Below are 26352 nucleotides of genomic sequence, written 5' to 3' on the forward strand. Positions count from 1 at the left end.
AATGCGCATCCTCGGCATTGACCCCGGCCTGCAGACCACCGGCTTCGGCGTGATCGATGCGGATGGCCATTCGCTGCGCTACGTGGCCAGCGGCACCATCAGCACCAAGCACATGGTCGGCGGCGAACTGGCGCTGCGGCTCAAGGTCCTGTTCGATGGCATCGGCGAGATTGCCGAGCGCTACCAGCCGACCGCCGCGGCCGTGGAGATCGTGTTCGTCAACGTCAACCCGCAGTCCACGCTGATGCTGGGCCAGGCACGCGGCGCCTGCCTGACGGCACTGGTGGTCAACAAGCTCAGTGTGGCCGAGTACACCGCCCTTCAGATGAAGCAGGCCGTGGCCGGCCACGGCAACGCGGCCAAGGCGCAGGTGCAGGAGATGGTGAAGCGGCTGTTGAACCTGCCCGGACTGCCCGGCGCAGATGCGGCCGATGCGCTGGGCATCGCGATCACGCATGCGCATGTGGGGAAGTCGATGGAGCGGCTGGGGGCTGCCGTGACCAAAGGCTCAGGCGGTGGGTATCGGCAGGGGCGGACGCGCTGAACTGAGCCTGCGCGCGCCACTATCGTGAATGCGGGATCGGACTTGACCGCATTCGACGGCCTCCGATCAACCAAGGATCAGAACCCGCGCTCCGCAATCAGCACCGCGAAGAAGCCGAACGCCGCCAGGATCGTCCACTTGAGCACGATCCAGCCAAAGCGCCGGTACTTGACCTGGCCGGTGCCGGCATAGAAGGCGAAGGACACGCCGGCCACCAGCAGCAACAGCAGGATGGCCCAGCGAAAGAGAAGCATCGAGGGTTGCGGCGCTGCGCTACCAGGCGCGCGCGACTTCGGCGAAACCGGCAGGGGCGCGCTTCTCATCGTCGAAGCTGACGATTTCCCAGGCGTCGGGTTGCTGCATCAGCGCGCGCAGCAGCTTGTTGTTGAGCCCGTGCCCGGAGCGGAACGCGCTGTACGCTGCCAGCAACGGACGGCCCACCACATAGAGGTCGCCCATCGCATCGAGGATCTTGTGCTTCACGAACTCGTCGTCATAGCGCAGTCCGCCGGCATTGAGCACCTTGGTGTCGTCCATGACCACGGCGTTGTCGAGCCCGCCGCCGAGCGCGAGCCCCTTGCTGCGCATGTACTCGACTTCCTTGGTGAAACCGAAAGTCCGCGCCCGTGCGATGTCGCGACTGTACGAACCGCTGCCCAGGTCGAATTCGAAGCGCTGCCCGGTCGAGCTCACCACGCGATGGTCGAAGTCGATCTCGAAGCTGAGCTTGTAGCCGTGGTACGGGTCCAGCCGCGCCCACTTGGCGTCATGGTCCTTGCCCTCATGCACCTCCACCGGGCTGATCACCCGGATGAAGCGCTTCGGCGCGGCCTGCAACACGATGCCCGCGCTTTGCAGCAGGAACACGAAGGACGAAGCCGACCCGTCCAGGATCGGCACCTCGTCGGCCGTGATGTCGATGCGCAGGTTGTCGATGCCGAGCCCGGCGCAGGCCGACATCAGGTGCTCGATGGTCTGCACCTTGGCGCCATTGGAAGAAATGGTCGAGGCCAGGCGCGTGTCCGTCACCGCCTCCGGCGTCATCGCGATATCGACCGGCTCCGGCAGGTCGACGCGACGGAAAACAATGCCGGTGTCCACCGGCGCAGGCCTCAGCGTCAGCTCGACGCGTTGCCCGCTGTGAAGCCCCACGCCGACCGCGCGCGTGATGGCCTTGAGAGTTCGTTGTTGCAGCACGGCCGTGATTTTAGGAGCCGGCGGCCCCGACCGCACCACCCGCCGGGCTATCGCGCCAATAGCCGACATCGCGCCCTCCTGGCCCGATGGCTCCACCCCGGCCCGATTGATGCGGCCGACAGCGCAGCGAGCGCCCCGGGGTTGGGCCAAGCAGCACAGCCGCAAATCAGCACGGCAGCACCCCGGCCCGACTGATGTGGCAGTGAGCGTAGCGAGCGCCCCAAGGTCGCGCCGAGCAGCGCAGCCGTACTCCTGTACGGCGAGCAGCGCAGGCGCGAGATTGGGGTGCGCAGTAGCTCAATGCCATATCAGTCAGCTTGGCGGCGGAGGAAGGCGGGGATCTCGATGTCTTCCATGCCGCCCGACGACAGCGCATCCACCTTCGCAGTGGCCATCGTGCGGTTGGTGCGCCAGACGCTAGGTACCGACATGTTGTCGTACTTCGTATTGCCGGGTCCGCCATGCCCGGTCGCGCCGGTGTTGAGCGTCGGCAAGCTGAAGCCCACGTTGTCGGTACCGGTGCGGCGGATCACTTCCAGCTCCGGCTTGCGGCTGACACCTTGGCGCGACAGGCCGGTGGCAACCACCGTCACGCGCATTTCATCGCCGAGGTTCTCGTCATAGGCCGCGCCGTAGATCACATGCGCATCGGGCGAGGCGTAGGCACGGATCGTGTTCATCGCGAGCTTCGATTCGGCCAGCTTCAAGGAGCCCTTCGATGCCGTCACCAGGACCAGCACGCCCTTGGCGCCCGACAGGTCGATGCCTTCCAGCAGCGGGCAGGCCACGGCCTGCTCGGCGGCGATGCGCGCGCGGTCCGGGCCGCTCGCAGCCGCCGTGCCCATCATGGCCTTGCCGGGCTCGCCCATCACGGTGCGCACGTCCTCGAAGTCGACGTTCACGCCGCCGTACTCGTTGATGATTTCCGAGATGCCGCCCACTGCGTTCTTCAGCACGTCGTTGGCATGCGCGAAGGCCTCGGCCTGGGTCACGTCGTCGCCCAGCACTTCCAGCAGCTTCTCGTTCAGGATCACGATCAGCGAGTCGACGTTCGCTTCCAGCTCGGCCAGGCCGTTGTCGGCATTGCTCATGCGCTTGCCGCCTTCCCAGTCGAAGGGCTTGGTGACCACGCCCACGGTCAGGATGCCCATCTCCTTGGCCACGCGTGCGATCACGGGCGCCGCGCCGGTGCCGGTGCCGCCGCCCATGCCGGCGGTGATGAACAGCATGTGCGCGCCGTCGATGGCCGCGCGGATCTCGTCGATGGCCGCTTCCGCCGCTTCACGACCCTTGTCCGGCTTGCCGCCCGCGCCCAGGCCGTTGATGCCGAGCTGGATCAGCTTGGGTGCGTTGCTGCGTGACAGCGCCTGCGCATCGGTGTTCGCGCAGGAGAACTGCACGCCCTGCACGCCGCGCTCGATCATGTGCGCGACCGCATTGCCGCCACCGCCGCCCACGCCGATCACCTTGATCTGCGTGCCCTGATTGAACTCTTCCATTTCGATCATTTCGATGGTCATCTTTGACTCCTTCAATTTGCAGTTGCCGTTATTTAATGAGTGAATTTCTTGTTGTCTGACGCAGTGACGGTTGGCTCCCTATGGCGGTGGCCCGGTGCGTCGCCATCGCTCGTTGTAATGACGACAGGGTCCGGCGCGCGCGTGATGGAACTGGTGACCCGCGGCGTTCAATATGGCGATGGGCATGATCAGAAGTTCCCCACGATGAAGTCCTTGAAGCGCCCGAACGCGGTCTTTACCGAGCCGTTCTTCTGGGCCACCTTGAAGCCACGCATGCGCGCGAAGCGGGCCTCTTCCAGCAGGCCCATCACCGTCGCGGCACGGGGCTGGGCCACCATGTCCGACAGCGCGCTCGAATACTTGGGGATGCCGCGCCGCACCGGCTTGAGGAAGATGTCCTCGCCGAGTTCGACCATGCCGGGCATCACCGCGCTGCCGCCGGTCAGCACCACGCCGGAGGACAGCACCTCCTCGAAACCCGACTCACGCACCACCTGCTGCACCAGCGAGAAGATCTCCTCGATGCGCGGCTCGATCACGCCGGCCAGCGCCTGCTTGCTCAGCATGCGCGGGCCGCGGTCGCCGAGGCCCGGCACTTCCACCTGGGTTTCCGGGTCTGCCAACAGTTGCTTGGCAAAGCCGTTCTCGACCTTGATGTCTTCCGCGTCCTTGGTCGGCGTGCGCAGGGCCATCGCGATGTCGCTGGTGATCAGGTCGCCGGCGATCGGGATCACGGCGGTGTGGCGGATCGCGCCGTTGGTGAAGATCGCCACGTCCGTCGTGCCGGCGCCGATGTCGACCAGGCACACGCCCAGTTCGCGCTCGTCCTCGCTCAGCACCGCCTGCGCGGAGGCCAGCGGGTTCAGCATCAACTGGTCCACTTCCAGGCCGCAGCGGCGCACGCACTTGATGATGTTCTCGGCCGCGCTCTGGGCGCCGGTCACGATGTGCACCTTGGCTTCGAGGCGCATGCCGCTCATGCCGATCGGCTCCTTCACGTCCTGGCCGTCGATCACGAACTCCTGCGGCTCCACCAGCAAGAGGCGCTGGTCGCTGGAGATGTTGATGGCGCGCGCCGTCTCGACCACACGGGCCACGTCGGCCGGCGTCACTTCCTTGTCCTTCACCGCGACCATGCCGCTGGAGTTGATGCCGCGGATGTGGCTGCCGGTGATGCCGGTATAGACGCGGCCGATCTTGCAGTCGGCCATCAGTTCGGCTTCCTTGAGCGCCTGCTGGATGCTCTGCACGGTGGCATCGATGTTCACCACGACGCCGCGCTTCAGGCCATTGCTCGGCGCCACGCCGAGGCCGGCCAGCTTCAGCTCGCCATTGGGCAGCACCTCGGCCACGACCACCATCACCTTGGCGGTGCCGATGTCGAGTCCGACAACAAGGTCTTTGTATTCTTTGGGCATGCGTGAAAGTCCTTGGGTTCTCTATTTCTTCTTGGGGTCGGTCTTCTTGGGATCGTTGACCACCGTGGTGACGCCGCGCATGCGCAGCGCATAAGCATCCCGGTGCCGCAGGTCGGCACCTTCGACGTAGGACAGGCTGCGGCCATACTGCTGGGCCACCGCTGTCACTGATTTCAGGAACACCTGCAGGCGCAACGCAACCTGGTCGGCGTTGCCGCGGCCGAGTTCGATGATGGCGCCGGTGTTGAGCGTCACCTTCCAGCTGCCGCGTCCCGAGAGTTCCAGTTCGTCGATCTTGAGTTCATAGGGCTGGAAGATCGGCGCCAGCACGCGGTACATGCCGAGCACCTGTCCGGCCTGGTCGACCGGGCCGTCGAGCCGCGGCAGGTCGTCGTCGACCTCGGCCACGTTGGCTTCGAAGACTTCGCCGAAGTTGTTGACCAGCTTGGACGCGGCCTCGTCGCCCCAGTGCGCCACCGGCACCTGCTCGGTCAGCGTGGCGCGCAGACGGTTCGGGAACTCGCGTCGCACGACGGCCTTGCGCACCCATGGCACCGACTCGAAGGCGGCTCGCGCCTTGGCCAGGTCGACGGTGAAGAAGTTGCCCGACAGTTGTGGCGCGACGTTGGCCCGCAAGGTGATCTCGTTGTTGTGCGTCACCTGGCCGTCCACGCGGATCGCGGCCAGCGGAAAGAAGGGTTGCCGCAGCACCCACCAGCCCCCCGCCGCCAGCAGCACGAGCGCACACGCCACGAACACCAGGTTCGCCGTGATGTTCATCAGCCTGACGTCGAAGGGGACGGGGATGCTGTCTGCCATGTCAGGCCTCTGCGCTCCGCCCCGCGGTTGAATCCAGTGCCGCGGACGCCAACACCTTGAGGCAAAGATCCTCGTAGCTCGTCCCCGCCGCACGCGCCGACATCGGCACCAGCGAGTGGCTGGTCATGCCGGGCGACGTGTTCATCTCCAGCAGGAAGGGCTTGCGGTCGCTGGCGCGGATCATCAGGTCGGCGCGGCCCCAGCCGCGGCAGCCGAGCGTGTGGTAGGCGGCCAGCGTGATGTGCTGGATGGCGCGCTCCTCGGCTTCCGGCAGGCCGCTCGGGCAGTGGTACTTCACGTCGTCGGTGAAGTACTTGTTCTGGTAGTCGTAGGCGCCTTCGGGGGCGGCGATGCGCACCACGGGCAGCGCCACCGCACCCAGGCCCTGGCCCAGCACGGCACAAGTCACTTCCTCGCCCTCGATGAATTCCTCGCAGAGCACATCAGCGTCGTACTTCGCGGACAGCGTCACTGCGTCCTGCATCTGCGAATAGCCCTGCACCTTGGTCACGCCGATCGACGAGCCTTCGCGCGGCGGCTTGACGATCAGCGGCAGGCCCAGCACGTCGGGCACGGCGCGGATCTGCTCGCGGCTTTGCTGGTCGTGCGCGAGGCGCACGTACTTGGGTGTGGGCAATCCATCGGCCTGCCACAGCCGCTTGGTCATGACCTTGTCCATGGCCAGGCTCGATGCCAGCACGCCGGAACCGGTGTAGGGGATGCCGATGAGTTCCAGCGCGCCTTGCACCGTGCCGTCCTCGCCGTGTCGGCCATGCAGCGCGACGAAGCAGCGCGCGAAACCTTCGCGCTTGAGATCGGCGAGATCGCGCTGCGCCGGATCGAAGGCATGCGCATCGACGCCGCGCGACTGCAAGGCCTGCAACACGCCGGTGCCCGACAGGATCGAGATTTCGCGCTCGGCGGAACTGCCGCCGAACAGCACGGCCACCTTGCCCAGGGATCTCACGTCGATGCTCACAATGCCCGCCCTTCGCGCGTTCCGCGCTCCAACTTTTCCGCCGCCGCGCCGCCGAGTTCCACCACCCGGGCCGGCACGGCGCCAATCGAACCTGCACCCATGCAGATCACCACATCACCATCGCGCGCGTTGTCGAGAATCGCCTGCGGCATGGCCGCGATGTCATCGACGAACACGGGCTCCACCTTGCCGGCCACTCGCAACGCACGCGCCAGCGAACGGCCATCGGCTGCCACGATCGGCTGCTCGCCGGCCGCGTAGACCTCGCCAAGCAACACCGCGTCGGCGTTGCCGATGACCTTCACGAAATCCTCGAAGCAGTCGCGCGTGCGGGTGAAGCGGTGCGGCTGGAAGGCCAGCATCAGGCGACGACCCGGGAATGCGCCGCGCGCCGCGGCAATGGTGGCCGCCATCTCGACCGGGTGATGGCCGTAGTCGTCGATCAGCGTGAAGCTGCCTTCGGACTGTTTTGCAGCGACTTCGCCATAGCGCTGGAAGCGACGGCCCACGCCGGTGAACTCGGCCAAGCCGCGCTGCACGGCTTCGTCCGGCACGTTGAGTTCGACGCCCACCGCGATCACCGACAGCGCATTGAGCACGTTGTGCTCGCCGGGCAGGTTCAGCACGATGTCGAGGTCGGGCAGCGTGACGCCGTTGCGGCGCTGCACCGTGAAGTGCATCTGCCCACCGACCGCACGCACATTGACGGCGCGCACCTGCGCGCCTTCGTTGAAGCCGTAGCTCGTCACCGGGCAGGACACCTCGGGCACGATGGCACGCACGGCCGGATCGTCAGTGCACAGGATCGCGACGCCGTAGAAGGGCATGCGGTGCAGGAAGTCGACGAAGGCCTTCTTCAGCTTGCCGAAGTCATGGCCGTAGGTCTCCATGTGGTCGGCATCGATGTTCGTGACCACCGCCATGATCGGCAGCAGGTTCAGGAAGGACGCGTCCGACTCGTCGGCCTCGACCACGATGTAGTCGCCGCTGCCCAGTTGCGCATTGGCGCCGGCGCTGTTGAGGCGGCCGCCGATGACGAAGGTCGGGTCCAGGCCAGCCGCGGCCAGCACGCTGGCCACCAGGCTGGTGGTCGTCGTCTTGCCGTGCGTGCCGGCGATGGCGATGCCCTGCTTGAGGCGCATCAGCTCGGCCAGCATCATGGCGCGCGGCACCACCGGGATCTTCTTCTCACGGGCCGCGAGCACCTCGGGATTGCTGCCGCCCTGCACCGCCGTCGAGGTGACGACCGCATCGGCACCGGCGATGTTGGCCGCGGCATGGCCCACATAGGTGTGGATGCCCAGGCCCGCGAGACGACGCAGCGTGGCGCTGTCGGCCAGATCGGAACCGGAGATCGTGTAGCCGAGATTGAGCAGCACTTCCGCAATGCCGCTCATGCCGACGCCACCGATGCCGACGAAGTGGATGTGGTGAATCGCGTGCTTCATTGGGCGAGCTCCTCACACGCGCGGACGACTTCGTCGACCGCTTCTGTTTTCTTCATCGTGCCCGCCTTGAGGGCCCGTGCGACGAGTTCGTCGCGGGATGTCTTCTGTAGCAAATCAGCCAACCATTCAGGCGTCAGTTCGGTCTGCTGCACCAGCCAGCCGCCGCCCGCATCCACGAGGAAGCGGGCGTTGGTGGTCTGGTGGTCGTCGACCGCCGAGGGAAAAGGAACAAACAGCGTGGCAGCGCCCACGGCTGCGATTTCTGTGACGGTGCTGGCGCCGGCGCGCGCGACGATGAGGTCGGCGTCGGCATAGGCGCTGGCGGTGTCTTCGATGAAGGGCGTCAGGTTGCCTTCGACGCCGGCCGCGGCGTAGTTGGCGCGCAGCTCGTCGATCTGCTTGCTACCGGCCTGGTGCGTGACGGCGGGACGCATCGCGGGGGCGATCAAGGCCAGCGCCTTGGGCACCACGGCATTGAGCGCCTTGGCGCCGAGGCTGCCGCCGACGACGAGCAGCTTGAGCGGCCCGCTGCGCCCGGCAAAGCGCTCCTGCGGACCCGGCTGCGACAGGAACGCGGCGCGCAGGGGATTGCCGACCCACTTCGCGTTCTTCATGACATTGGGGAAGGCGCTGAACACGCGGTCCGCCACGCTGGCCAGCACCTTGTTGGCCATGCCCGCGACCGAGTTCTGCTCATGCAGCACCAGCGGCTTGCCGAGCAGCACGCTCATCATGCCGCCCGGGAAGGTGATGTAGCCGCCGAGGCCGATCACGACATCCGGCTTCACGCGACGCACCACCGCGATGCTCTGCATGAACGCACGCAACAGCTTGAGCGGCAGGAAGACCAGCGTCATCGGCCCCTTGCCGCGCACGCCGCCGAACTGCACCGGCTCGAAGGCGAAGCCGCGCGGAGGAACCAACTGTTGCTCCATGCTGCCCGGCGCGCCGAGCCAATGCACGCGCCAGCCGCGCGTGCGCAACTCTTCGGCCACAGCCAGGCCCGGGAAGATGTGCCCGCCCGTGCCGCCTGCCATGACGAGTGCCGTCTTCATACCCGGCCTCCTCGCATGAGGACGCGGTTCTCGTAGTCAATGCGCAGCACCACTGCCAGCGCAATGAGGTTCATCAGGATCGCCGACCCGCCAAAGCTCATCAATGGCAGCGTCAGCCCCTTGGTCGGCAATGCGCCCAGGTTCACGCCCATGTTGATGAAGGTCTGGAAGCCGATCCAGATGCCGATGCCTTGCGCGACCAGGCCCGAGAACACGCGGTCCAGCGCAATCGCCTGGCGGCCGATGTGCATGATCCGGCGCGTCAGCCAGAAGAACAGCGCGATGGCCAGCAGCACGCCGACCAGGCCGAACTCCTCGCCGATCACGGCCATCAGGAAGTCGGTGTGCGCTTCAGGCAGCCAGTGCAGCTTCTCGACGCTGCCACCGAGGCCCACGCCGAACACCTCGCCACGCCCGATCGCGATCAACGAGTGCGACAGCTGGTAGCCCTTGCCGAGCGCGTTGGCTTCACCGAACGGATCGAGGTACGCGAAGATCCGCTCGCGCCGCCAAGGCGACGAGGCCACGATCATCCCGAAGGCCACCACCACCAGCATCGCGATCACGAAGAACATGCGCGCGTTCACGCCGCCCAGGAACAGGATGCCCATCGCGATGATAGCGATCACCATGAAGGCCCCCATGTCGGGCTCTGCCAGCAGCAGCATGCCGACCACCACCACGGCCACGCCCATCGGCAGCACGGCACGGAAGAAGCGCTCCTTGATCTCCATCTTGCGCACCATGTAGCTGGAGGCATAGAAGACCATCGCGAGCTTGGCCAGTTCCGACGGCTGGAAGCTCATGAAGCCGAGCGGAATCCAGCGGCGCGCGCCGTTCACGCTGCGCCCCACATGCGGGACCAACACGGCCACCAGCAACAGCAAGGCAGCAATGAAAAGCCACGGCGCCGCGCGCTCCCAGGTCTTCATCGGCACCTGGAAGGCCAGCAGCGCCGCCACGAAGGCCACGCCGAGGAACAGGGCATGCCGCAGCACGAAGTAGTACTGGCTGTAGTTCATGCGCGAGAAGCGCGGGTTGTCGCCCAGGGCGATGGAGGCCGAATAGACCATTACCAGACCCCATGCCAGCAGCGCCAGCGTGACCCACAGCAAGGCCTGGTCGAAGCCGAGCACACGCATCGGCGTGGCCTTGGTCTGGGAGATGTCTGCGCCGCCGAGGCGCACCGGCAGGTGCATCGGCAGCGCGTCGATGCCGGTCTTGGCGCGACGAAACCAGCCGCTGAAGCCACCGCCTTCGCGCGGGGTGTTGGAGACGGCCTGGGTCATTCGGCGTCTCCTTCCGCAGGCAAGTTCGCGAGCTCTTGCACGGCCTCGCAGAACACGGCGGCGCGGTGCGCGTAGTCCTTGAACATGTCGAAGCTGGCGCAGGCCGGCGACAGCAGCACCGCATCGCCGGGATTGGCGCGCTTCGCGGCCGCTTGCACCGCTTCTTCCATGGAGCCCGCATGCACCAGCGAGACGCCCGTGCCCGCCAAGGCTTCCTCGATGATCGGCGCGTCGCGGCCGATGAGCACGACAGCGCGTGCGTACTGACGAACCGGTGCGGCCAGCGGCGAAAAGTCCTGCCCCTTGCCCTCGCCGCCCAGGATGAGCACGATGCGCCGGTCCACACCCAGCCCGATCAGTGCCGCCACGGTGGCGCCGACGTTGGTGCCCTTGCTGTCGTCGAAATACTCGACGTCATGCACGATGTCGACCGGCTCCACGCGATGCGGCTCGCCGCGGTATTCACGCAGGCCGTAGAGCATCGGGCCCAGCGGGCAACCTGCGGCACTGGCCAGCGCCAGCGCGGCCAGCGCGTTGAGCGCGTTGTGCTGGCCGCGAATGCGCAGCGCATTGGCCGGCAGCAGGCGCTGCACGAAGATTTCTTCTTCCACCTGCGCTGCGCCGCGCTTGCGCTTCTGCGTTTCGTCCGCTTCCAGCGCACGCACCAGCCAGGCCATGCCGTTGACGCGCTCGATTCCGAAGTCGCCCGGGCGAAGCGGCATGCCCGCGCCGAAGCTGATGTACGTGCGGTACTGCGGGCGTTGCAGCTTCACGCGGATGGGTGCAGGCAGCATCTTCATCACCGCGTCGTCGTCGCGGTTCAGGACCAGCAGGCCCTTGCTGCCGAAGATGCGTGCCTTGGCCGCGCTGTACGCGGCCATGTCGCCGTGCCAGTCGAGGTGGTCCTGCGTCAGGTTCAGGACCGTCGCGGCCGTGGGCTCGAAGCCCTGCACGCCGTCCAACTGGAAGCTCGACAACTCCAGCACCCAGACTTCCGGCAGCGTGTCGGCGTCGATGTGGGCGCTGAGCGTGTCCAGCAGCGTCGGGCCGATGTTGCCGGCGACGGCGACGGTCTTGCCTGCGCGTTCGACCAGTTGGCCGGTGAGCGAGGTGACGGTGGTCTTGCCGTTGGTGCCGGTGATGGCGAGGACCGAGGGCGTGTAGCCCTTGGGTGCCTCGGGTGCTGCGACCAGCACCGGCTTCGGTGCTGCTTCCTCGGGCACGGTCAGTGCGACGGGGACGGAGAGTTCCGCAATGCGCGCGACGAATTCGGCCGCTTCCTTGGCCGCGGTGCGGACGTAGGGCTTGCCAGGCTGGTGCGTCGGTGCGCTGATCCTTGGCGCAGCGGGTTCACTGGACACAGGTGTGTCTTCGGCGGACTCGGACGAGAGTTCGACTGGTGCTTCCGAGGACTCGGCTGGCACGCTCGACAGAGTGCCGTCTTGCGGCGCTTCCTCACCCTGCTCCGCATCGACAATTGGCGCCGGGCCTGCGTCCATCGCTGCGTCAATGGGCTCCACTTCAGCAAGTGACTCCGGCACCGTGGCGAGTGCCGGTGCGACAGGTTCCGCTTCGATGATCGGCGCAGCAGCCGCTTCAGGCTGCGCATCGATGGCGACCGCTTCGGCGGCTGGCAGCGGCTCGATCGCGGCGGGGGCCTGCATCTCGTCACTCGACGATGCGACAGAAGCCACGGGCTCCGCAGCCGCCTCGAAAGGCAGGCCCGCCTGCCCGTCCGACTCAGCCGTCGAAGCCTCCGCAACCACCGGCACATCCACCGTCCGCAGGTCCAGCAGCGCCCGCGCGAACAGGTCCAGCTCTCCGCCCACGGCGAGCCCCATTGCCCGCGCCGCATCCACGACCGGCGCAATGGTCGCCGGCGACAGACCCGGCGAGCGATACACCGCGCGAATCGCCGTGCCTTCCACCAGCCCGGCCACGAAGGCCCCGCCGACAAACCCCACGTCCGGCATTTCCTCGCGCAGTTGACCCAGCAACGCCGGCGCCTCGCGCGTATCCGCCACCGTCACCCGCGCACCGTTGCGCACGCACCAGCGCGCCATCGCCATCCCCGAGGCACCAAGGCCGAGGATCAGGACGGGCAGGTCTTTGAGATGCTTCACGCTTGGCTCACCTCAGCTTCAGCGTGGACAGACCCACGAGGCACAGCAGCATCGTGATGATCCAGAAGCGCACGACGACCTGCGTCTCGCGCCAACCGCTCTTCTCGAAGTGATGGTGCAGCGGCGCCATCTTCAGGATGCGCCGGCCTTCGCCGAAGCGCTTCTTGGTGTACTTGAAGTAGCTCACCTGCATCATCACGGAGAGCGCCTCCACCACGAAGATGCCGCCCATCACGAAGAACACGATCTCCTGCCGCACGATCACCGCAATGGTCCCCAGCGCGCCACCCAGCGCGAGCGCACCCACGTCGCCCATGAACACCTGCGCCGGATGCGTGTTGAACCAGAGGAAGGCCAGGCCCGCACCGGCCATCGCCGAGCAGAACACCAGCAGTTCGCCCGAGCCCGGGATGTGCGGGAAGAACAGGTAGCGCGAATACACCACGCTGCCCGTCACGTAGGCGAACACGCCCAGCGCCGAGCCCACCATCACCACCGGCATGATCGCCAGCCCATCCAGACCGTCGGTGAGGTTCACCGCATTGCTCGCGCCCACGATCACCAGATAGGTCAGGATGACGAAGCCGATGCCGCCCAGCGGATAGCTGATCTCCTTGAAGAAGGGCACCAGCAGGTTGGTCTTCGGTGGGAAGTTCAGGTCGAAGCCGGAGCGTACCCAGGCATAGAACAACTGCAGCACGCGCCAGTTGGAACTTTCCGAAATGCTGAACAGCAGGTAGAAGGCCGCCAGCAGGCCGACCACCGACATCCACATGTACTTCTCGCGCGAGCGCATGCCTTCCGGGTCCTTGCGCACCACCTTGCGCCAGTCGTCGACCCATCCGATCGCGCCGAAGCCCAGCGTCACGAACAGCACGATCCAGACGAAGCGATTCGACAAGTCGAACCACAGCAGCGTCGCCAGCACGATCGAGAACAGCACCAGCACGCCGCCCATCGTCGGCGTGCCGCTCTTGCTCAGGTGCGTCTCCATGCCGTAGCCGCGCACCGGCTGGCCGATCTTCAGCGCAGCCAGGCGCCGGATCACATAGGGCCCGGCCGCCAGCCCCACGACGAGCGCCGTCATCGACGCCGCCAGCGCACGGAAGGTGAGGTACTGGAACACGCGCAGGAACCCGAACTCGGGTGTGAGCGTTTGCAGCCACTGGGCGAGGCTCAGCAGCATGTGTTGAAACCGAGCGTTTCAATGGTCATGACCGGTCTCCTCTTGTTGTGATGGGGTCGCGGCTTCGGCCATCGCCTGCAGCACGCGCTCCATGCGCATGAAGCGCGATCCTTTGACGAGCACGCTGCCGGCTTGCGGCAGCAGTGCGAGCACCGCCGCATTGAGCGGCTCGATGCTTTCGAAATGGCGCGCTCGGGCCGGGTCTTGGCCGAAGGCCGCGACGCTGTGGGTCGTGGCCGCGCCGAGCGCAAAAAAATGATCGATGCCGCGTTCGCGGGCCCAGGCACCCACTTCCGCGTGGAAGCGTTCGCCCTGGTCGCCCACCTCGCCCATGTCGCCGAGCACCAGCAGGCGGGGTGCGGGCAGCGTGGCCAGCACGTCGATGGCTGCGCGCACCGAGTCGGGGTTGGCGTTGTAGCTGTCGTCCACCACCGTCACACTGCGGCCATTGGCCAGTTGCAGCGCACTGGCGCGCGAACGGCCCTTGACCGGCTCGAAGGCGTCGAGGCCGTGGGCGATGTGGTCCAGCGACACACCGGCCGCGAGCCCGCAGGCCACCGATGCCAGTGCGTTCAACACGTTGTGACGACCCGCAATGCGCAGCGTGAAGCGCAGATCGCCCAACGTCGTACGGGCGCTGACCCGCCAGGCCTGACCCAGCCATTCGGCCGCCACCAGCGACACGCTGGCCGCCGCGTCTTCGCCGAAGGTGAGGCAATGGCGGCGCGCGCCCTCGCCTTCGCTGGCGAGCCGCGTCCACAGCGGCGTGAATTCATCGCCATGCGGGAACACCGCCGTGCCATCGACCGGCAGCGCGGACAGGACCGCACCGTTCTCCAACGCCACAGCTTCCACCGTGGCCATGAACTCCTGGTGCTCGCGCTGTGCGTTGTTGACCAGCGCCACGGTCGGCCGCGCGATGGCGGACAGGCGCGCGATCTCGCCCGGATGATTCATGCCGAGTTCGACCACCGCGAGCCGATGCTGTGCACGCAAGCGCAACAGCGTGAGCGGCACGCCGATCTCATTGTTCAAGTTGCCAACAGTTGCCAGCGCGTCGTCACCCGCCGCGTTGCGCAGGATGCTCGCGATCATCTGCGTGACCGTGGTCTTGCCGTTGCTGCCGGTGACCGCGATCAACGGCAGCGCGTATTGCGAACGCCACCCGGCCGCCAGTGCGCCCAGCGCGACCAGCGAATCGGGGACTTCCAGTCCCGCCAGGCCCGCGGCTTCCAGGCCACCATGCGCGATGGCCGCGGCGGCACCGCTGCCCTTGGCATCGGCCAGGAACTCATTGGCATCGAAGCGCTCGCCCTTGAGCGCCACGAACAGGTCGCCAGCCGCGAGCGTGCGCGTGTCCGTGTGCACGCGAGCGATGGGCGTGGCCGCATCGCCCACCAGGCGTGCGCCCGGAATCCAGGCCTGGGCTTGCGCGAGCGTCATCATCATGGCGCCGCCCTCCGCGCCAGCGCTTCCGCCGCATGCACGCGGTCCGAGAAGGCAATCTTTTCGCCGTCCACTTCCTGCCAGGCCTCGTCGCCCCGGCCCGCCAGCAGCACCACGTCCTGCGGCGCGGCTTGCGCGATGGTGTCGGCGATCGCCTTGGCCCGATCGGGCTCGATCTGCGCTTCCTCGGGCTGGGCCAGGCCCAGCATGATCTGGCTGATGATCGCGGCCGGCTTCTCGGTGCGCGGGTTGTCGCTGGTCACCACCACGCGATCGGCCGCCTTCTCCACCACCGCCGCCATCATCGGGCGCTTGATTGGGTCGCGGTCGCCGCCGCAGCCGAACAGGCACCACAGCTTGCCGCCGCGTTCGGTGACAAGGGGTCGCAGGCCTTCCAGCGCCTTGTCGAGCGCATCAGGGGTGTGGGCATAGTCGACCACCACGAGCGGCTGGTCCTCGACCGCGACACGCTCCATGCGCCCGGGCACGCTGCCCAGTCCGCGGCAGGCGTTCACCGCGTCGTCGAGCGAAAGTCCCAGCGCGCGCAAGGTGCCGATCACTCCGAGCAGGTTCGACACGTTGTATTGCCCGATCAGCCGGGTCGACAGGCTCTGCGTACCGCCGCCCAATTCCGTCACCGAGAAGCGCAGGCCTTCCGGCCCATAGCCGATGTCATGTGCGGCCAGTCGCGCCGGGCCGCCGGCGGCGGTGACTGTCCACACGTCGAGCGAGCCCGTGCCGCCGTCGAGGAGGTTGCCGACCAGGCTGGCGCCATGCACGTCGTCGATGTTGACCACCGCGGCGCGCAGCCCCGGCCAGCGGAACAGTTCGGCCTTGGCCTGCCAGTAGGCATCCATGCTGCCGTGGTAATCCAGATGGTCCTGCGTGAAATTGGTGAACACGGCCACACGGATCTCACAGCCGTCCAGCCGGCGCTCGGCAATGCCGATCGACGAAGCCTCGATGGCGCAGGCGCCGAAGCCGCGCGACACGAAGCCGCGCAGTTCGCGTTGCAACATCACTGGGTCGGGCGTGGTCAGGCCGGTGTAGGCCAGGTCCGGCGGCACGCCGATTCCCAGCGTGCCCACCACCGCGCACGGGCCCAATTTTTCATGCGCCGCCAGGGCCTCGCTGAGCCACCAGGCGGTCGAGGTCTTGCCATTGGTGCCGGTCACGGCCAGCAGCGCGAGTTGGGTCGACGGCCAGCCGTAGAACGATGCTGCGATCGGCCCGGTGGCCGCCTTCAGTCCTTCATAGGCGGCGACCGAATCGCTCTCGAAGCCGTAGGCCTCCACACCCTCGCGCTCCACAAGGCAAGCCACCGCGCCCTGCGCCAGCGCCGCGTTCACATGCGCGCGGCCATCGACTGCCGCGCCAGGCCAGGCGATGAAGCCATCGCCATCGCCGACACGACGGCTGTCCGCATGCAGGTGCCCGCCCACGCGCGAGCGCAGCCAGTGGCCGGCTTCGTTGGGCGACTTGAAGCGGATGTCGTCCATCAGAAGCTTTCCTCCACGCCCTTGCTCACGACCGCCGGCTTCACCGCCAGGTCGGGCGCCACGTTCATCATGCGCAGGGTCTGCTGCACGACTTCGCTGAACACCGGTGCGGCCACGATGCCGCCGAAGTAGCTGCCCGCGGTCGGCTCGTCGAGCATCACCGCGACGATGATGCGCGGCTTCTCGATCGGCGCCATGCCGGTGAACCATGAGCGGTACTTGTTGCTCGCGTAGCCCTTGCCGACCTGCTTGTGCGCGGTGCCGGACTTGCCGCCGACCGAGTAGCCGATGGTCTGCGCCAGCGGCCCCGTGCCGCCGGGGCCGGCCGCCATCTGCAGCATGCGGCGCACGGCCTTCGCGTTCTCGGCCGAGAACACCTTCACGCCCACCGCGGGCACGTCGCTCTTGAGCATCGTCGCCGGGATCAGGCTGCCGTCGTGGGCAAACGCGGTGTACGAATGCGCCATCTGGAACAGCGAGGCCGACAGGCCATAGCCGTACGACATGGTCGCCTGCTCGATCGGCCGCCAGCTCTTCCACGGGCGCAGCCGCCCGGTCACGGCGCCCGGGAAGGTCAGCTGCGGCTTCTGGCCGAAGCCGAGCGAGCTGAAGGACTCCCACATCTCGCGCGGCGCGAGTTTCTGCGAGACCTTGGTGGCGCCGATGTTGCTCGACTTCTGGATCACGCCTTCGACGGTCAGCGTGCCGTAGTTGTGCGTGTCGCTGATGGTCGAGCCGGTGATGGTGAGCCGGCCGGGAGACGTGTCGATCAGCGTCTGCGGCGTCACGCGCTTGAGTTCCAGCGCGGTCGCGATGGTGATCGGCTTCATCGTCGAGCCGGGCTCGAAGGTGTCGGTCAACGCGCGGTTGCGCAGCATCTCGCCGGTCAGGTTCTGGCGCTTGTCCGGCACGTAGCTCGGGTAGTTGGCAAGGGCCAGCACCTCGCCGGTGATGGAATCCAGCACCACCACGCTGCCGGCCTTGGCCTTGTTGGTCGTGACCGCGTCGCGCAGCTTCTGATAGGCGAAGAACTGCACCTTGCTGTCGATGCTGAGCTGGATGTCCTTGCCGTCGACCGGCGGGATCGTATCGCCCACGGCCTCGACCACGCGGCCGAGCCGGTCCTTGATCACGCGGCGCGAGCCCGGCTTGCCGGCCAGGTCCTTGTCGAAGGCCAGTTCGATGCCTTCCTGCCCGTGGTCTTCCACGTTGGTGAAGCCGACCACGTGCGCGGCCGCTTCGCCTTCCGGGTACTGGCGCTTGTATTCCTTGCGCAGGTAGATGCCGTCGATGTTCAGCGCGGCGATCTGCTTGGCGATGGGCTCGTCGACCTGGCGCTGGATCCAGACGAAAGTCTTGTCCTCGTCGGCCAGTTTCTTGTCGAAGTCCTTCTGCGCCATGCCGAGCAGCTTGGCCACCTGCTTGAGCTTGGCCCGCACCTCGGGGTCGTCCCGCTCGATGTCCTCCGGGATGGCCCAGACGCTCGGCGCGATGACGCTCGACGCGAGGATCAGGCCGTTGCGGTCGAGGATGCGCCCACGGTTGGCCGGCAGCTCCAGCGTGCGGGCATAGCGCACCTCGCCCTGCCGCTGGAAGAAGGCGTTGTTGAGCACCTGCACATAGGCGGCGCGGCCGGCCAGCGCGAGGAAGCCGATGGCCACGCCGGCCACGATGAACTTGCTGCGCCAGACCGGGGTCTTGCTCGCGAGCAGTGGGCTGGTCGTGTATTGAACGCTGCGACGAGGCATATCAGTGGCCTTTCTTCGCAGGAGCAGCACCGGCGGGCAACGGTGGCGGCGGCGACACCACGGCCGGGATGACGCTGCCGTCCTGGCGGACGTAAAGCGTGATGGCGGGCGTGGTGGTCGCCATCTTCAGCTGCTCCTTGGCCAGCTTTTCCACCCGCAGCGGCGTGGCCTGGGCCCGCTTGTCGACCTGGAGGCGGTCGAACTCGACCTCGAGCCGGTGCGCCTCGGCATTGACGCGCTCCATCTCGGTGAACAGCTGGCGCGACCGGTACTGCGTATGCACGAGCAGCAACGCCGTCGCGAGGACGGCGATGAGCAGGAGCAGGTTGAGCCGGGCCATCTGTTCAGTTCTCTCTAGACGGTCTCGGTGCGCTCGGCCACGCGCAGCACGGCGCTGCGGGCGCGCGGGTTGGCCGCCACCTCGGCATCCGACGGGAAGATGCGCGCCACGCTGCGCAGCTTCATCGCCACCGGCGCGGCAAAGGGCGCGCGGCGGTCGTACACCTCGCGCGAATGCTTCGCGATGAACTGCTTGACGATCCGGTCTTCCAGCGAGTGGAAGCTGATCACCGCCAGCCGGCCCTTGGGTTGCAACACGTCGATGCTCGCTTCTAGCGCTTGTTGCAGCTCTTCAAGCTCGGCGTTGATGAAAATCCGAAGAGCCTGAAATGTGCGCGTTGCAGGGTTCTGGCCCTGCTCGCGGGTTTTGACCGCGCCAGCCACGAGCTCGGCCAGTTCGGTGGTGGTTGAAACTGGGCCCCGTTCCTGTCGGCGAGCAACAATCGCCTTTGCAATCGGAACAGCAAACCGTTCTTCGCCATAGTCACGTATTACCTCGGCAATCTGCTGTTGTTCGGCTGTCGCCAGCCAGTCGGCCACGCTCTCGCCGCGCGTGGTGTCCATGCGCATGTCGAGGGGGCCGTCGAATCGAAAACTGAATCCGCGCGCCGGGTTGTCGATCTGCGGCGAGCTGATCCCCAGGTCCATCAACAGGCCGGCCACGCTGCCCGAGGGCAACTCGCCGATGTCGCGGAAGCCCTGGTGACGGATGGAAAAACGCGCATCCGTGATGCGCGTTGCTTCGGCGACCGCTTCCGCGTCCTTGTCGAACGCGATGAGGCGGCCCTCCGGCCCCAGCCTTGAAAGGATGAGGCGGGAGTGCCCACCCCTCCCGAAGGTGGCGTCCACATGTGTGCCCGCTGCTGCCGGTGCGTCGGCAAACAGGGCGTCGACCGCTTCGTTCAACAAGACGGTCTTGTGGGTCCATTCGTTGTCCACGGTCGCCTTCAGAACGCCAGGTCCTGGATCGCGCCATCAGCCATGCCGGCGGCGAGTGCCTCGGCTTCCTTGGCGTCGTGCGTGGCCTTGTCCCAGAGCTCGAAATGGCTGCCCATGCCGAGCAGCAAGGTGTCTTTGCCGATGTTGGCGGCGGCACGCAGTTCCGGCGAGACGAGGATGCGGCCGGTGCCGTCCATGTCGACGTCCATCGCGTTGCCGAGGAACAGGCGCTTCAACCATTGGTCCTTGAGCGGCATCGCGGCGATGCGCTCGCGGAACTGCTCCCATGCGGGGCGCGGGAAGATCATCAGGCAGCCGTGCGGATGGCGCGTGATGGTGAGTTGGCCGTTGGCGGTCGCGCTGAGGACGTCACGGTGCCGGGTCGGCACGGACAGCCTCCCCTTTGCATCCAGACTCAGCGATGAAGCGCCTTGAAACACGAAAACGACCTTGGTTGTGAGACGGTGAAAAACCTCCGAATGGGGCTTTTACAGACACTTTTTCCCACTTAACTGCACTTTTTTGCACTGTAGCAGGAAACAAGTACGTCGCAACAGACGGTCGCGGCTATTTTTTGTAATGGAATCAACGACTTAGCGGCGTTTTCGAGGGCTCAAAAACGTGAATGTCGTTGAAAATGAAGCACTTAGATCACGCACTGAATGTGATGCGTGAAGCGGCCAGAGCGGCCGCGTGGCTCAGAGGATGAACCGGGAAAGGTCCTCGTTGTGACTTAATGCCTGCAGACGGGCGTCCACATAGGCGGCGTCGATGCGCACCGTCTGGCCTTCCAGCTTGGTCGCGTCGAAGCTGACTTCGTCGAGCAGGCGCTCCATCACCGTCGACAAACGGCGGGCGCCGATATTCTCGGTGCGCTCGTTGACCTCGAAGGCGATGCTGGCCAGCCGGGTGATGCCGTCGGGCGTGAATTCCAGCGTGACGCCCTCGGTGGCGAGCAGCGCCTGGTACTGCTTGACCAGCGAGGCGCGGGTCTGGGTGAGGATGCTCTCGAAGTCCGAGACGGAGAGCGAAGACAGCTCCACCCGGATCGGAAAGCGGCCCTGCAGTTCAGGAATCAGGTCGCTCGGCTTGCTCAGGTGGAAGGCGCCGCTGGCGATGAACAGGATGTGGTCGGTGCGCACCACGCCGTACTTGGTGCTGACGGCCGTGCCTTCGACCAGCGGCAGCAGGTCGCGTTGCACGCCCTGGCGCGAGACGTCGGGGCTGCCCGACGATTCGCTGCGGGTGGCCACCTTGTCGATCTCGTCGATGAAGACGATGCCGTTCTGCTCCGCGCTGCTGATGGCCTGCGCGCGCACCTCGTCTTCATTAAGGAGCTTGCCGGCCTCCTCGTCGACCAGGAGACGCATGGCTTCGGAAATCTTGAGCTTGCGCGTCTTGCGCTTCTGGCTGCCGAGCTGGCCGAACATGCCGCGCAACTGCTCGGTCATCTCCTCCATGCCGGCCGGGCCCATGATCTCCAGCGGGGCACGGGCCTCGGCCAGGTCGATCTCGATTTCCTTGTCGTCGAGCTGGTGCTCGCGCAGCTTCTTGCGGAAGGCCTGGCGGGTGGCGTTGTTGCTGTCGGCCTCGACCACGCCCTCGGCGTTGCGCGCCGATGGCAGCAGAACGTCGAGGATGCGGTCTTCCGCCGCGTCCTCGGCCCGCATGCGCACCTTGGCGCTCTCGGATTCGCGCGTCTGCTTGACGGCGATCTCGGCCAGGTCGCGGATGATGGAGTCGACGTCCTTGCCGACATAGCCCACTTCGGTGAACTTGGTCGCCTCCACCTTGATGAAGGGCGCGTCGGCCAGACGGGCCAGGCGGCGCGCGATCTCGGTCTTGCCGACGCCGGTCGGGCCGATCATGAGGATGTTCTTCGGCGTGATCTCGGCGCGCAGCTTGTCGTCCACCTGCTGCCGGCGCCAGCGATTGCGCAGCGCAATGGCCACGGCGCGCTTGGCTTGCGGCTGGCCGACGATGTGGTTGTCGAGTTCGGAGACGATTTCCTGAGGGGTCATGGACATGGTGGGACGGCGCAGCCTCAGAGCATTTCGACGGTGTGGTTCATGTTGGTGTAGATGCAGAGCTCGCCCGCGATCTCGAGCGATTTCTTCACGATCTGATCTGCCGGCATGTCGGTGTGGTCCAGCAAAGCCTTGGCCGCCGACTGCGCATAGGCACCGCCCGATCCGATCGCCACGATGCCGCCTTCGGGCTCCAGCACGTCGCCGTTGCCGGTGATGATCAGCGAGGTGGTGGCATCGGCCACGGCGAGCATGGCTTCGAGCCGGCGCAGCACGCGGTCAGTGCGCCAGTCCTTGGTGAGCTCGATGGCGGCACGCGCCAGTTGCCCCTGGTGCTTCTCCAGCTTGGCCTCGAAGCGCTCGAACAAGGTGAAAGCGTCGGCCGTGGCGCCGGCAAAGCCGACCAGCACCTTGCCGTGATAGAGGCGACGCACCTTCCGCGCGGTGCCCTTGATGACGATGTTGCCCAGCGTGACCTGGCCATCGCCGCCGATCGCGACCTGGTCGCCGGTGGGGGTCTTGCGACGCACGCTGACGATCGTCGTTCCGTGAAACTGTTCCATCGAAGCCACTTGGGGTTGTGGCGGGGCGATGCAAGCCCCGCCCGGTTAATTCGCGCGCACAGCGACCGAGGCGTGGTCGGCAATGCCGATCACCTTGAAGAAAGCGGCCAGCATGCGCTGCACGTCGACGAACTCGACCCGCTGGCCGCGCGCGGCGCGTGCCATCGCCCAATTGAGCAGGGTGCCGGCCGCGGCGAAATCCATGCGGACCAGGGCGGCGCACGACACCGTCGGCACTTCCGCGCCGACCAGCTCCGCGTCAAGCTCGTGCAGGACGTCGTGGCATTCGCCAGTCAACTCGCCGACCAGCAGGTTGTGGCCCGCGACCGCCGGCGCCGGCGCCGGCTCCACCGAAGTCCCGAGGCCCATGCGCACGCTGGCCAGCGACATGCCTGTCGAGGTCTTCGGCAGGGGCGCCGCCACGTCCACCGCGGCGTAGCTGCCGGCCGGGTCTTCCCAGGGCGGCGGCGACACCTCGTAGGTGATGCAGTAGTTGAGTGCCGTCAGCTCGAAACCGTCGACGTCGTTCATCACGCGCAGGATGGCCATGCGCAACTGCCACCAGACCGGCTCGATGTTGCGGTTGTTGGTGGGTGTGGCCGTGCCCAGCACGTCCAGCAGGTTGTCCGATCCCGCGAATCGCAACTGCACCGGCGAACCGGCCCAATGCTCCATGAGGGCGCGCAAGGGCCCGGCGGCTTCGGCGTCGATGCCCGAGAGATTGCGCCAGTCGAGCGTCCAGACCGGGCCGGCGCCGGAAAGAGCCTGCGTCAAGCCAGCCAGACCGCCGCGGGTCAGCTGCTGTGGACAGGACCAGTCCATGCCTTCCGGTGCGCTGACACCGCCATCGGGGTCGACCGCGCCGGCCACTTGCACCTCGCGCGCCAATGCGCGCAGCGAAATCCATTCGGGCCCCGGCTTCTTGAAGCGCTGGGCGTAGCGCATGCTCGTCTGCGAGAACTTGTCGAAATCGCCAGTGGCGCGATAGAAGTCGAGCAGGGCGCGCCAGATCTCGACGTTGTCGGCCTGCGGGCTCTCGGGCGCCAGCGTCTGGAGCAAGATCGCCTCGGCGCCGGGATCGTCGCCATGAGCGAAGCGGATCGCGGCCTCCTCGAGCCCGCTGTCGATGCCCGGGGGGCGCGGCAGGTTCGCCGCGTCGGACGCGGTGTCGGGAGGAATCGGAGGCGCCTGTCCCGGCTCGGTGTCCGCGTAGGCGCGGGCCTGTTGCGCGGCCATGGCGGCCGGCGTCATGGCCTCGCCATTGGCGCCCTGCTGGCGGTTCTTCCACCATTGCTGCGACATCTGCTCTTCGATCTCGTCGATCTTCTTGAGCGTGAGCGCGCGGCCCGCGGTCTTGCCGGTGGTGCTGCTGATGCTGAAGGAGGACGGCGTGGCGTCGCGCGAGCCGGCGGCTTCGCGTTGACGGAGCTTGCGCAGCATGTCGAATTCGCGGCGGCGCACGAAGTCATTGCGCTGCCGCCGCTCGATCATTTCCTTGAGCATCTCCCGGCTGTAGCCGGTGTCGGCCGAGCCGGCATCCTGCTCGTCCAGTTCTGCCCAGTCCTTGAGCGGGTTGCGGACGAACTTGGCTACCTTGGACAGCAGCCGGCCAGGCTCCTCTTTGGGCATATCAGTTCTTCACCACACTATCTATCGCGTGACCCGCAACGTATGAAACCCGGGCGCGCAATGCCTGTTCGTGGGCACCCGCGGAACCGGCTTTGCAAGGCCGCTGGGCGCGCCCCCTCGAGGGGGAGGCGCCGCAGGCGCTTCGGGGGTGGGCCTTCATGTCAGGAGCCCTTAATCACCGAACATCTTCTGCTTGAGCTCGCGGCGCTGTTGCGCTTCCAGCGACAGCGTGGCCGTCGGGCGGGCCAGCAGGCGGCCGACACCGATCGGCTCGCCGGTCTCGTCGCAGTAGCCGTAGTCGCCGGCGTCGATGCGCTGGATCGACTGCTCGATCTTCTTGAGCAGCTTGCGCTCGCGGTCGCGGGTGCGCAGTTCGAGGGCGTGTTCTTCCTCGATGGTGGCGCGGTCGGCCGGGTCGGGCACGACCACCGTGTCTTCGCGCAGGTGCTCGGTGGTTTCACCGGCGTTCTCGAGGATGCCCTGCTTCAGGCCGACCAGCTTGAGCCGGAAGTAGGCCATCTGCTTCTCGTTCATGTACTCGCTGTCGGGCATGGCGATGACTTCGGGATCGGTCAGCTGTTCCGGCGTCTTGGTCTTCCAGTTGTTGGCGAGCTTGGGGTCTTTCTTGAGCGCGACGTGCGGCGGCGGCACCAGCGCGGTCGAGGCGACCTGGGTGAAGCTGGACTTGGCGGCGGTGGAGGCCACGGACTGGGCCATCGACGGCACGGTCAGCTGGGACAGGCGCGAAACGCGTCCGACGCGGGGGGCCGGCGTGACAGGGGCCGGAGCGGGGGTGGGGGCGGCAGCCGTTTTTTTCATGGGGGTCGTGACAGAAGCGGAAGCGGAAGGGACGGCAGGATGACTGGCCGGTTTTGCGGAAGTGGCAGTGAGGGGCGCGGTGGAGCTGGTTTTCGTGGCGGAAGCCTTGGGCGCTTCTGGCGCAGCCTGCTTGCCGGCCGTCTTCTTGACGGCTGGTGCGGCGGACGCGGCCTCGGCGGCGGGTTTCTTCACGGTACTGGCTCCTAGGACGGGCTGGATCGCGCTCTACAGGTACTCTCTCCCCGCAAGAACGTTTGCGAACACATGCCTCGCGGGTTCCCGATTTTTATTGCAAGCTCGCCAGCAGCGACCACGGGTTATACCCCCGAATTCAGACCACGAACGCGCTCTCTACTGTGCCGGTAGTGACTTCTCTTCTGCCATGGCAAATGAAAGCGCCTCCCGGAACAGGCGCGCGATTGTATAGACGAAAGTGTCAAGCTGCCTTGAGGCAGCGCAAGACTTGACGCATTTCGGTTCCGGGAACACCAGTAAAGCGGCTTCGCCGGGGCGCCGGTCCATGCCTGGGACATCGTGGAACCGGCTTCGCCGGGCCACTGATGTCGCCCCCGGTGAGGGGGTGGAAGTCGCGCCACGCAGTGGGGCAGCGACCTGGGGGAGAGCTTAAACGAGGCACTGGTCGAGACCCTGCTCCAGGATCTCGCGCGGCAACTCGATGCCGATGAACACCATGCGGCTCTGGCGGGCTTCGTCCGGGCCCCAGGCCGGGCCAAGGTCGCTGCCCATCAACTGGTGCACGCCCTGGAAGATCACCTTGCGTTCGGTGCCCTTCATGTTCAGCACACCCTTGTAGCGCAGCATGCGCGGGCCGTAGATGTTGACGATGGCGCCGAGGAAGTCCTCCAGGCGGGCCGGGTCGAAGGGGCGGTCCGCCTTGTAGACGAAGCTCTTGACGTCGTCGTCCGTGTGGTGATGGTGGCCGTGGCCCTCGTGGGCATGCGAAGGATGGTCGCAGTTCTCGCCGTGTTCGTGGTCGTGATGGTCGTGGTCGTCTTCCTTGAGGAAGTCGGGGTCGATGTCCAGCTTGGCATTGAGGTTGAAGCCGCGCAGGTCGAACACGGAGGACAGGGGCACCTCGCCGAAATGCACGGTCTGCTGCGGCGCGCGCGGGTTCATGTGCTTGAGGCGGTGGATCAGCGCCTCCGTCTCGTCGGCGGCGACCAGGTCGCTCTTGCTGATGAAGATCTGGTCGGCGAAACCGACCTGGCGGCGGGCCTCCTGGCGGTCGTTCAGTTGCTGGGGCGCATGCTTGGCATCGACCAGCGTGAGGATCGAGTCGAGCAAATAGCTTTCAGCGATCTCGTCGTCCATGAAGAAGGTCTGGGCGACCGGGCCGGGATCGGCCAGGCCGGTGGTTTCGATGACCACGCGGTCGAAGTCGAGCAGGCCCTTGCGCTTCTTGGCGGCCAGCACTTGCAAGGCCTCGCGCAGGTCTTCGCGGATGGTGCAGCAGATGCAGCCGTTGCTCATCTGCACGATCTGCTCCTTCGACTCGGTGACGAGGATGTCGCTGTCGATGTTTTCCTCGCCGAACTCGTTCTCGATCACGGCGATCTTCTGGCCGTGGGCCTCGGTCAGGATGCGCTTGAGCAGCGTGGTCTTTCCGGAGCCGAGGAAGCCGGTGAGGATGGTGGCGGGGATGAGGGCCATGGGGTGCTCCGGTCGCTAAAACAGGGAAAGGGGCGAAAGTTTAGCGGGCTCGGAATGGGCCTGCTTCAGTAGGGCCGGGCTTGGATGCAGGGGA

Annotated in this window: 23 protein-coding genes; 1 reads left to right on the forward strand and 22 read right to left on the reverse strand. The window is 66.6% G+C overall.

From position 1 onward, the window contains the following. Position 1 precedes the first annotated feature (1 nt). Positions 2–544, forward strand: a complete 543-nt coding sequence (ruvC, locus tag WKW79_RS08625) for a crossover junction endodeoxyribonuclease RuvC (RefSeq protein ID WP_340335173.1) — start codon at positions 2–4, stop codon at positions 542–544. Positions 545–621: 77 nt separating this feature from the next. Here ruvC and WKW79_RS08630 read toward each other — a convergent pair whose 3' ends face one another. From WKW79_RS08630 to WKW79_RS08735, 22 genes are all read right to left on the reverse strand, one after another. Continuing rightward, positions 622–798, reverse strand: a complete 177-nt coding sequence (locus WKW79_RS08630) for a hypothetical protein (RefSeq protein WP_340334729.1) — start codon at positions 796–798, stop codon at positions 622–624. 19 nt (positions 799–817) lie between these two features. Beyond that, positions 818–1741, reverse strand: coding sequence for a UDP-3-O-acyl-N-acetylglucosamine deacetylase (gene lpxC / locus WKW79_RS08635; protein WP_340335174.1), 924 nt, complete (start codon positions 1739–1741; stop codon positions 818–820). 308 nt (positions 1742–2049) lie between these two features. Continuing rightward, positions 2050–3261, reverse strand: a complete 1212-nt coding sequence (gene ftsZ, locus WKW79_RS08640; RefSeq protein ID WP_340334730.1) for a cell division protein FtsZ — start codon at positions 3259–3261, stop codon at positions 2050–2052. A 188-nt stretch (positions 3262–3449) separates the two neighbouring features. Next, positions 3450–4679 carry a cell division protein FtsA gene (gene ftsA / locus WKW79_RS08645; protein ID WP_340334731.1) on the reverse strand — a complete coding sequence of 410 codons (1230 nt, stop codon included), beginning with the start codon at positions 4677–4679 and terminating at the stop codon, positions 3450–3452. A 21-nt stretch (positions 4680–4700) separates the two neighbouring features. Continuing rightward, positions 4701–5498 carry a cell division protein FtsQ/DivIB gene (locus tag WKW79_RS08650; RefSeq protein ID WP_340334732.1) on the reverse strand — a complete coding sequence of 266 codons (798 nt, stop codon included), beginning with the start codon at positions 5496–5498 and terminating at the stop codon, positions 4701–4703. 1 nt (position 5499) lies between these two features. Then, positions 5500–6471, reverse strand: a complete 972-nt coding sequence (locus WKW79_RS08655) for a D-alanine--D-alanine ligase (protein WP_340335175.1) — start codon at positions 6469–6471, stop codon at positions 5500–5502. Positions 6472–6473: 2 nt separating this feature from the next. Then, a complete protein-coding gene (gene murC, locus WKW79_RS08660; protein WP_340334733.1) occupies positions 6474–7925 on the reverse strand; it encodes a UDP-N-acetylmuramate--L-alanine ligase in 1452 nt (483 codons plus the stop codon). Beyond that, complete coding sequence (gene murG / locus WKW79_RS08665) at positions 7922–8980, reverse strand: undecaprenyldiphospho-muramoylpentapeptide beta-N-acetylglucosaminyltransferase (protein WP_340334734.1); 1059 nt, start codon at positions 8978–8980, stop codon at positions 7922–7924. Before murG ends, murC begins: the two co-directional genes overlap by 4 nt. After that, complete coding sequence (gene ftsW, locus WKW79_RS08670) at positions 8977–10269, reverse strand: putative lipid II flippase FtsW (RefSeq protein WP_340334735.1); 1293 nt, start codon at positions 10267–10269, stop codon at positions 8977–8979. The genes murG and ftsW overlap by 4 nt, the downstream gene beginning before the upstream one ends. Continuing rightward, entirely contained in the window at positions 10266–12392 is a 2127-nt protein-coding gene (murD, locus tag WKW79_RS08675) for a UDP-N-acetylmuramoyl-L-alanine--D-glutamate ligase (RefSeq protein ID WP_340334736.1), read from the reverse strand. Before murD ends, ftsW begins: the two co-directional genes overlap by 4 nt. Positions 12393–12399: 7 nt before the next feature. Then, entirely contained in the window at positions 12400–13578 is a 1179-nt protein-coding gene (gene mraY / locus WKW79_RS08680; RefSeq protein WP_340334737.1) for a phospho-N-acetylmuramoyl-pentapeptide-transferase, read from the reverse strand. A gap of 18 nt (positions 13579–13596) precedes the next feature. Next, the gene (locus WKW79_RS08685; RefSeq protein ID WP_340335176.1) at positions 13597–15024 is read right to left on the reverse strand and encodes a UDP-N-acetylmuramoyl-tripeptide--D-alanyl-D-alanine ligase; all 1428 of its coding nucleotides are present in this window, start codon (positions 15022–15024) and stop codon (positions 13597–13599) included. Next, positions 15024–16523 (reverse strand): UDP-N-acetylmuramoyl-L-alanyl-D-glutamate--2,6-diaminopimelate ligase, encoded by a 1500-nt coding sequence (locus WKW79_RS08690; protein WP_340334738.1) that lies wholly within the window; start codon positions 16521–16523, stop codon positions 15024–15026. The genes WKW79_RS08685 and WKW79_RS08690 overlap by 1 nt, the downstream gene beginning before the upstream one ends. Further along, entirely contained in the window at positions 16523–18271 is a 1749-nt protein-coding gene (locus WKW79_RS08695; RefSeq protein WP_340334739.1) for a peptidoglycan D,D-transpeptidase FtsI family protein, read from the reverse strand. The genes WKW79_RS08690 and WKW79_RS08695 overlap by 1 nt, the downstream gene beginning before the upstream one ends. A 1-nt stretch (position 18272) precedes the next feature. Further along, the gene (ftsL, locus tag WKW79_RS08700) at positions 18273–18611 is read right to left on the reverse strand and encodes a cell division protein FtsL (protein WP_340334740.1); all 339 of its coding nucleotides are present in this window, start codon (positions 18609–18611) and stop codon (positions 18273–18275) included. Positions 18612–18625: 14 nt separating this feature from the next. Continuing rightward, entirely contained in the window at positions 18626–19549 is a 924-nt protein-coding gene (rsmH, locus tag WKW79_RS08705) for a 16S rRNA (cytosine(1402)-N(4))-methyltransferase RsmH (RefSeq protein ID WP_340334741.1), read from the reverse strand. Positions 19550–19557: 8 nt separating this feature from the next. Next, on the reverse strand, positions 19558–19989 hold the full coding sequence (gene mraZ, locus WKW79_RS08710) for a division/cell wall cluster transcriptional repressor MraZ (protein ID WP_340334742.1): 432 nt from the start codon (positions 19987–19989) through the stop codon (positions 19558–19560). A gap of 258 nt (positions 19990–20247) precedes the next feature. Further along, positions 20248–21576, reverse strand: coding sequence for an ATP-dependent protease ATPase subunit HslU (gene hslU / locus WKW79_RS08715; RefSeq protein ID WP_340334743.1), 1329 nt, complete (start codon positions 21574–21576; stop codon positions 20248–20250). A 17-nt stretch (positions 21577–21593) separates the two neighbouring features. Further along, complete coding sequence (gene hslV / locus WKW79_RS08720) at positions 21594–22139, reverse strand: ATP-dependent protease subunit HslV (RefSeq protein WP_340334744.1); 546 nt, start codon at positions 22137–22139, stop codon at positions 21594–21596. A 45-nt stretch (positions 22140–22184) separates the two neighbouring features. Next, entirely contained in the window at positions 22185–23768 is a 1584-nt protein-coding gene (locus WKW79_RS08725) for an STAS domain-containing protein (RefSeq protein WP_340334745.1), read from the reverse strand. A 171-nt stretch (positions 23769–23939) separates the two neighbouring features. Then, positions 23940–24587, reverse strand: a complete 648-nt coding sequence (gene dksA / locus WKW79_RS08730) for an RNA polymerase-binding protein DksA (protein WP_422823841.1) — start codon at positions 24585–24587, stop codon at positions 23940–23942. A gap of 624 nt (positions 24588–25211) precedes the next feature. After that, complete coding sequence (locus WKW79_RS08735) at positions 25212–26258, reverse strand: CobW family GTP-binding protein (RefSeq protein ID WP_340334747.1); 1047 nt, start codon at positions 26256–26258, stop codon at positions 25212–25214. Positions 26259–26352 lie beyond the last annotated feature (94 nt).

Source organism: Variovorax robiniae (genome assembly GCF_037889955.1).
Lineage (GTDB): Bacteria > Pseudomonadota > Gammaproteobacteria > Burkholderiales > Burkholderiaceae_C > Variovorax > Variovorax robiniae.

What these genes read in the sequence shown, in the direction of transcription:
- ruvC (WP_340335173.1), top strand. Translation starts at nt 2, where the DNA reads ATGCGCATCCTCGGCATTGACCCCGGCCTGCAGACCACCGGCTTCGGC.
- WKW79_RS08630 (WP_340334729.1), bottom strand. Translation starts at nt 798, where the DNA reads ATGCTTCTCTTTCGCTGGGCCATCCTGCTGTTGCTGCTGGTGGCCGGC.
- ftsZ (WP_340334730.1), bottom strand. Translation starts at nt 3,261, where the DNA reads ATGACCATCGAAATGATCGAAATGGAAGAGTTCAATCAGGGCACGCAG.
- ftsA (WP_340334731.1), bottom strand. Translation starts at nt 4,679, where the DNA reads ATGCCCAAAGAATACAAAGACCTTGTTGTCGGACTCGACATCGGCACC.
- WKW79_RS08650 (WP_340334732.1), bottom strand. Translation starts at nt 5,498, where the DNA reads ATGGCAGACAGCATCCCCGTCCCCTTCGACGTCAGGCTGATGAACATC.
- murC (WP_340334733.1), bottom strand. Translation starts at nt 7,925, where the DNA reads ATGAAGCACGCGATTCACCACATCCACTTCGTCGGCATCGGTGGCGTC.
- murG (WP_340334734.1), bottom strand. Translation starts at nt 8,980, where the DNA reads ATGAAGACGGCACTCGTCATGGCAGGCGGCACGGGCGGGCACATCTTC.
- ftsW (WP_340334735.1), bottom strand. Translation starts at nt 10,269, where the DNA reads ATGACCCAGGCCGTCTCCAACACCCCGCGCGAAGGCGGTGGCTTCAGC.
- mraY (WP_340334737.1), bottom strand. Translation starts at nt 13,578, where the DNA reads ATGCTGCTGAGCCTCGCCCAGTGGCTGCAAACGCTCACACCCGAGTTC.
- WKW79_RS08685 (WP_340335176.1), bottom strand. Translation starts at nt 15,024, where the DNA reads ATGATGACGCTCGCGCAAGCCCAGGCCTGGATTCCGGGCGCACGCCTG.
- WKW79_RS08690 (WP_340334738.1), bottom strand. Translation starts at nt 16,523, where the DNA reads ATGGACGACATCCGCTTCAAGTCGCCCAACGAAGCCGGCCACTGGCTG.
- WKW79_RS08695 (WP_340334739.1), bottom strand. Translation starts at nt 18,271, where the DNA reads ATGCCTCGTCGCAGCGTTCAATACACGACCAGCCCACTGCTCGCGAGC.
- ftsL (WP_340334740.1), bottom strand. Translation starts at nt 18,611, where the DNA reads ATGGCCCGGCTCAACCTGCTCCTGCTCATCGCCGTCCTCGCGACGGCG.
- hslU (WP_340334743.1), bottom strand. Translation starts at nt 21,576, where the DNA reads ATGTCCATGACCCCTCAGGAAATCGTCTCCGAACTCGACAACCACATC.
- hslV (WP_340334744.1), bottom strand. Translation starts at nt 22,139, where the DNA reads ATGGAACAGTTTCACGGAACGACGATCGTCAGCGTGCGTCGCAAGACC.
- WKW79_RS08725 (WP_340334745.1), bottom strand. Translation starts at nt 23,768, where the DNA reads ATGCCCAAAGAGGAGCCTGGCCGGCTGCTGTCCAAGGTAGCCAAGTTC.
- dksA (WP_422823841.1), bottom strand. Translation starts at nt 24,587, where the DNA reads ATGAAAAAAACGGCTGCCGCCCCCACCCCCGCTCCGGCCCCTGTCACG.
- WKW79_RS08735 (WP_340334747.1), bottom strand. Translation starts at nt 26,258, where the DNA reads ATGGCCCTCATCCCCGCCACCATCCTCACCGGCTTCCTCGGCTCCGGA.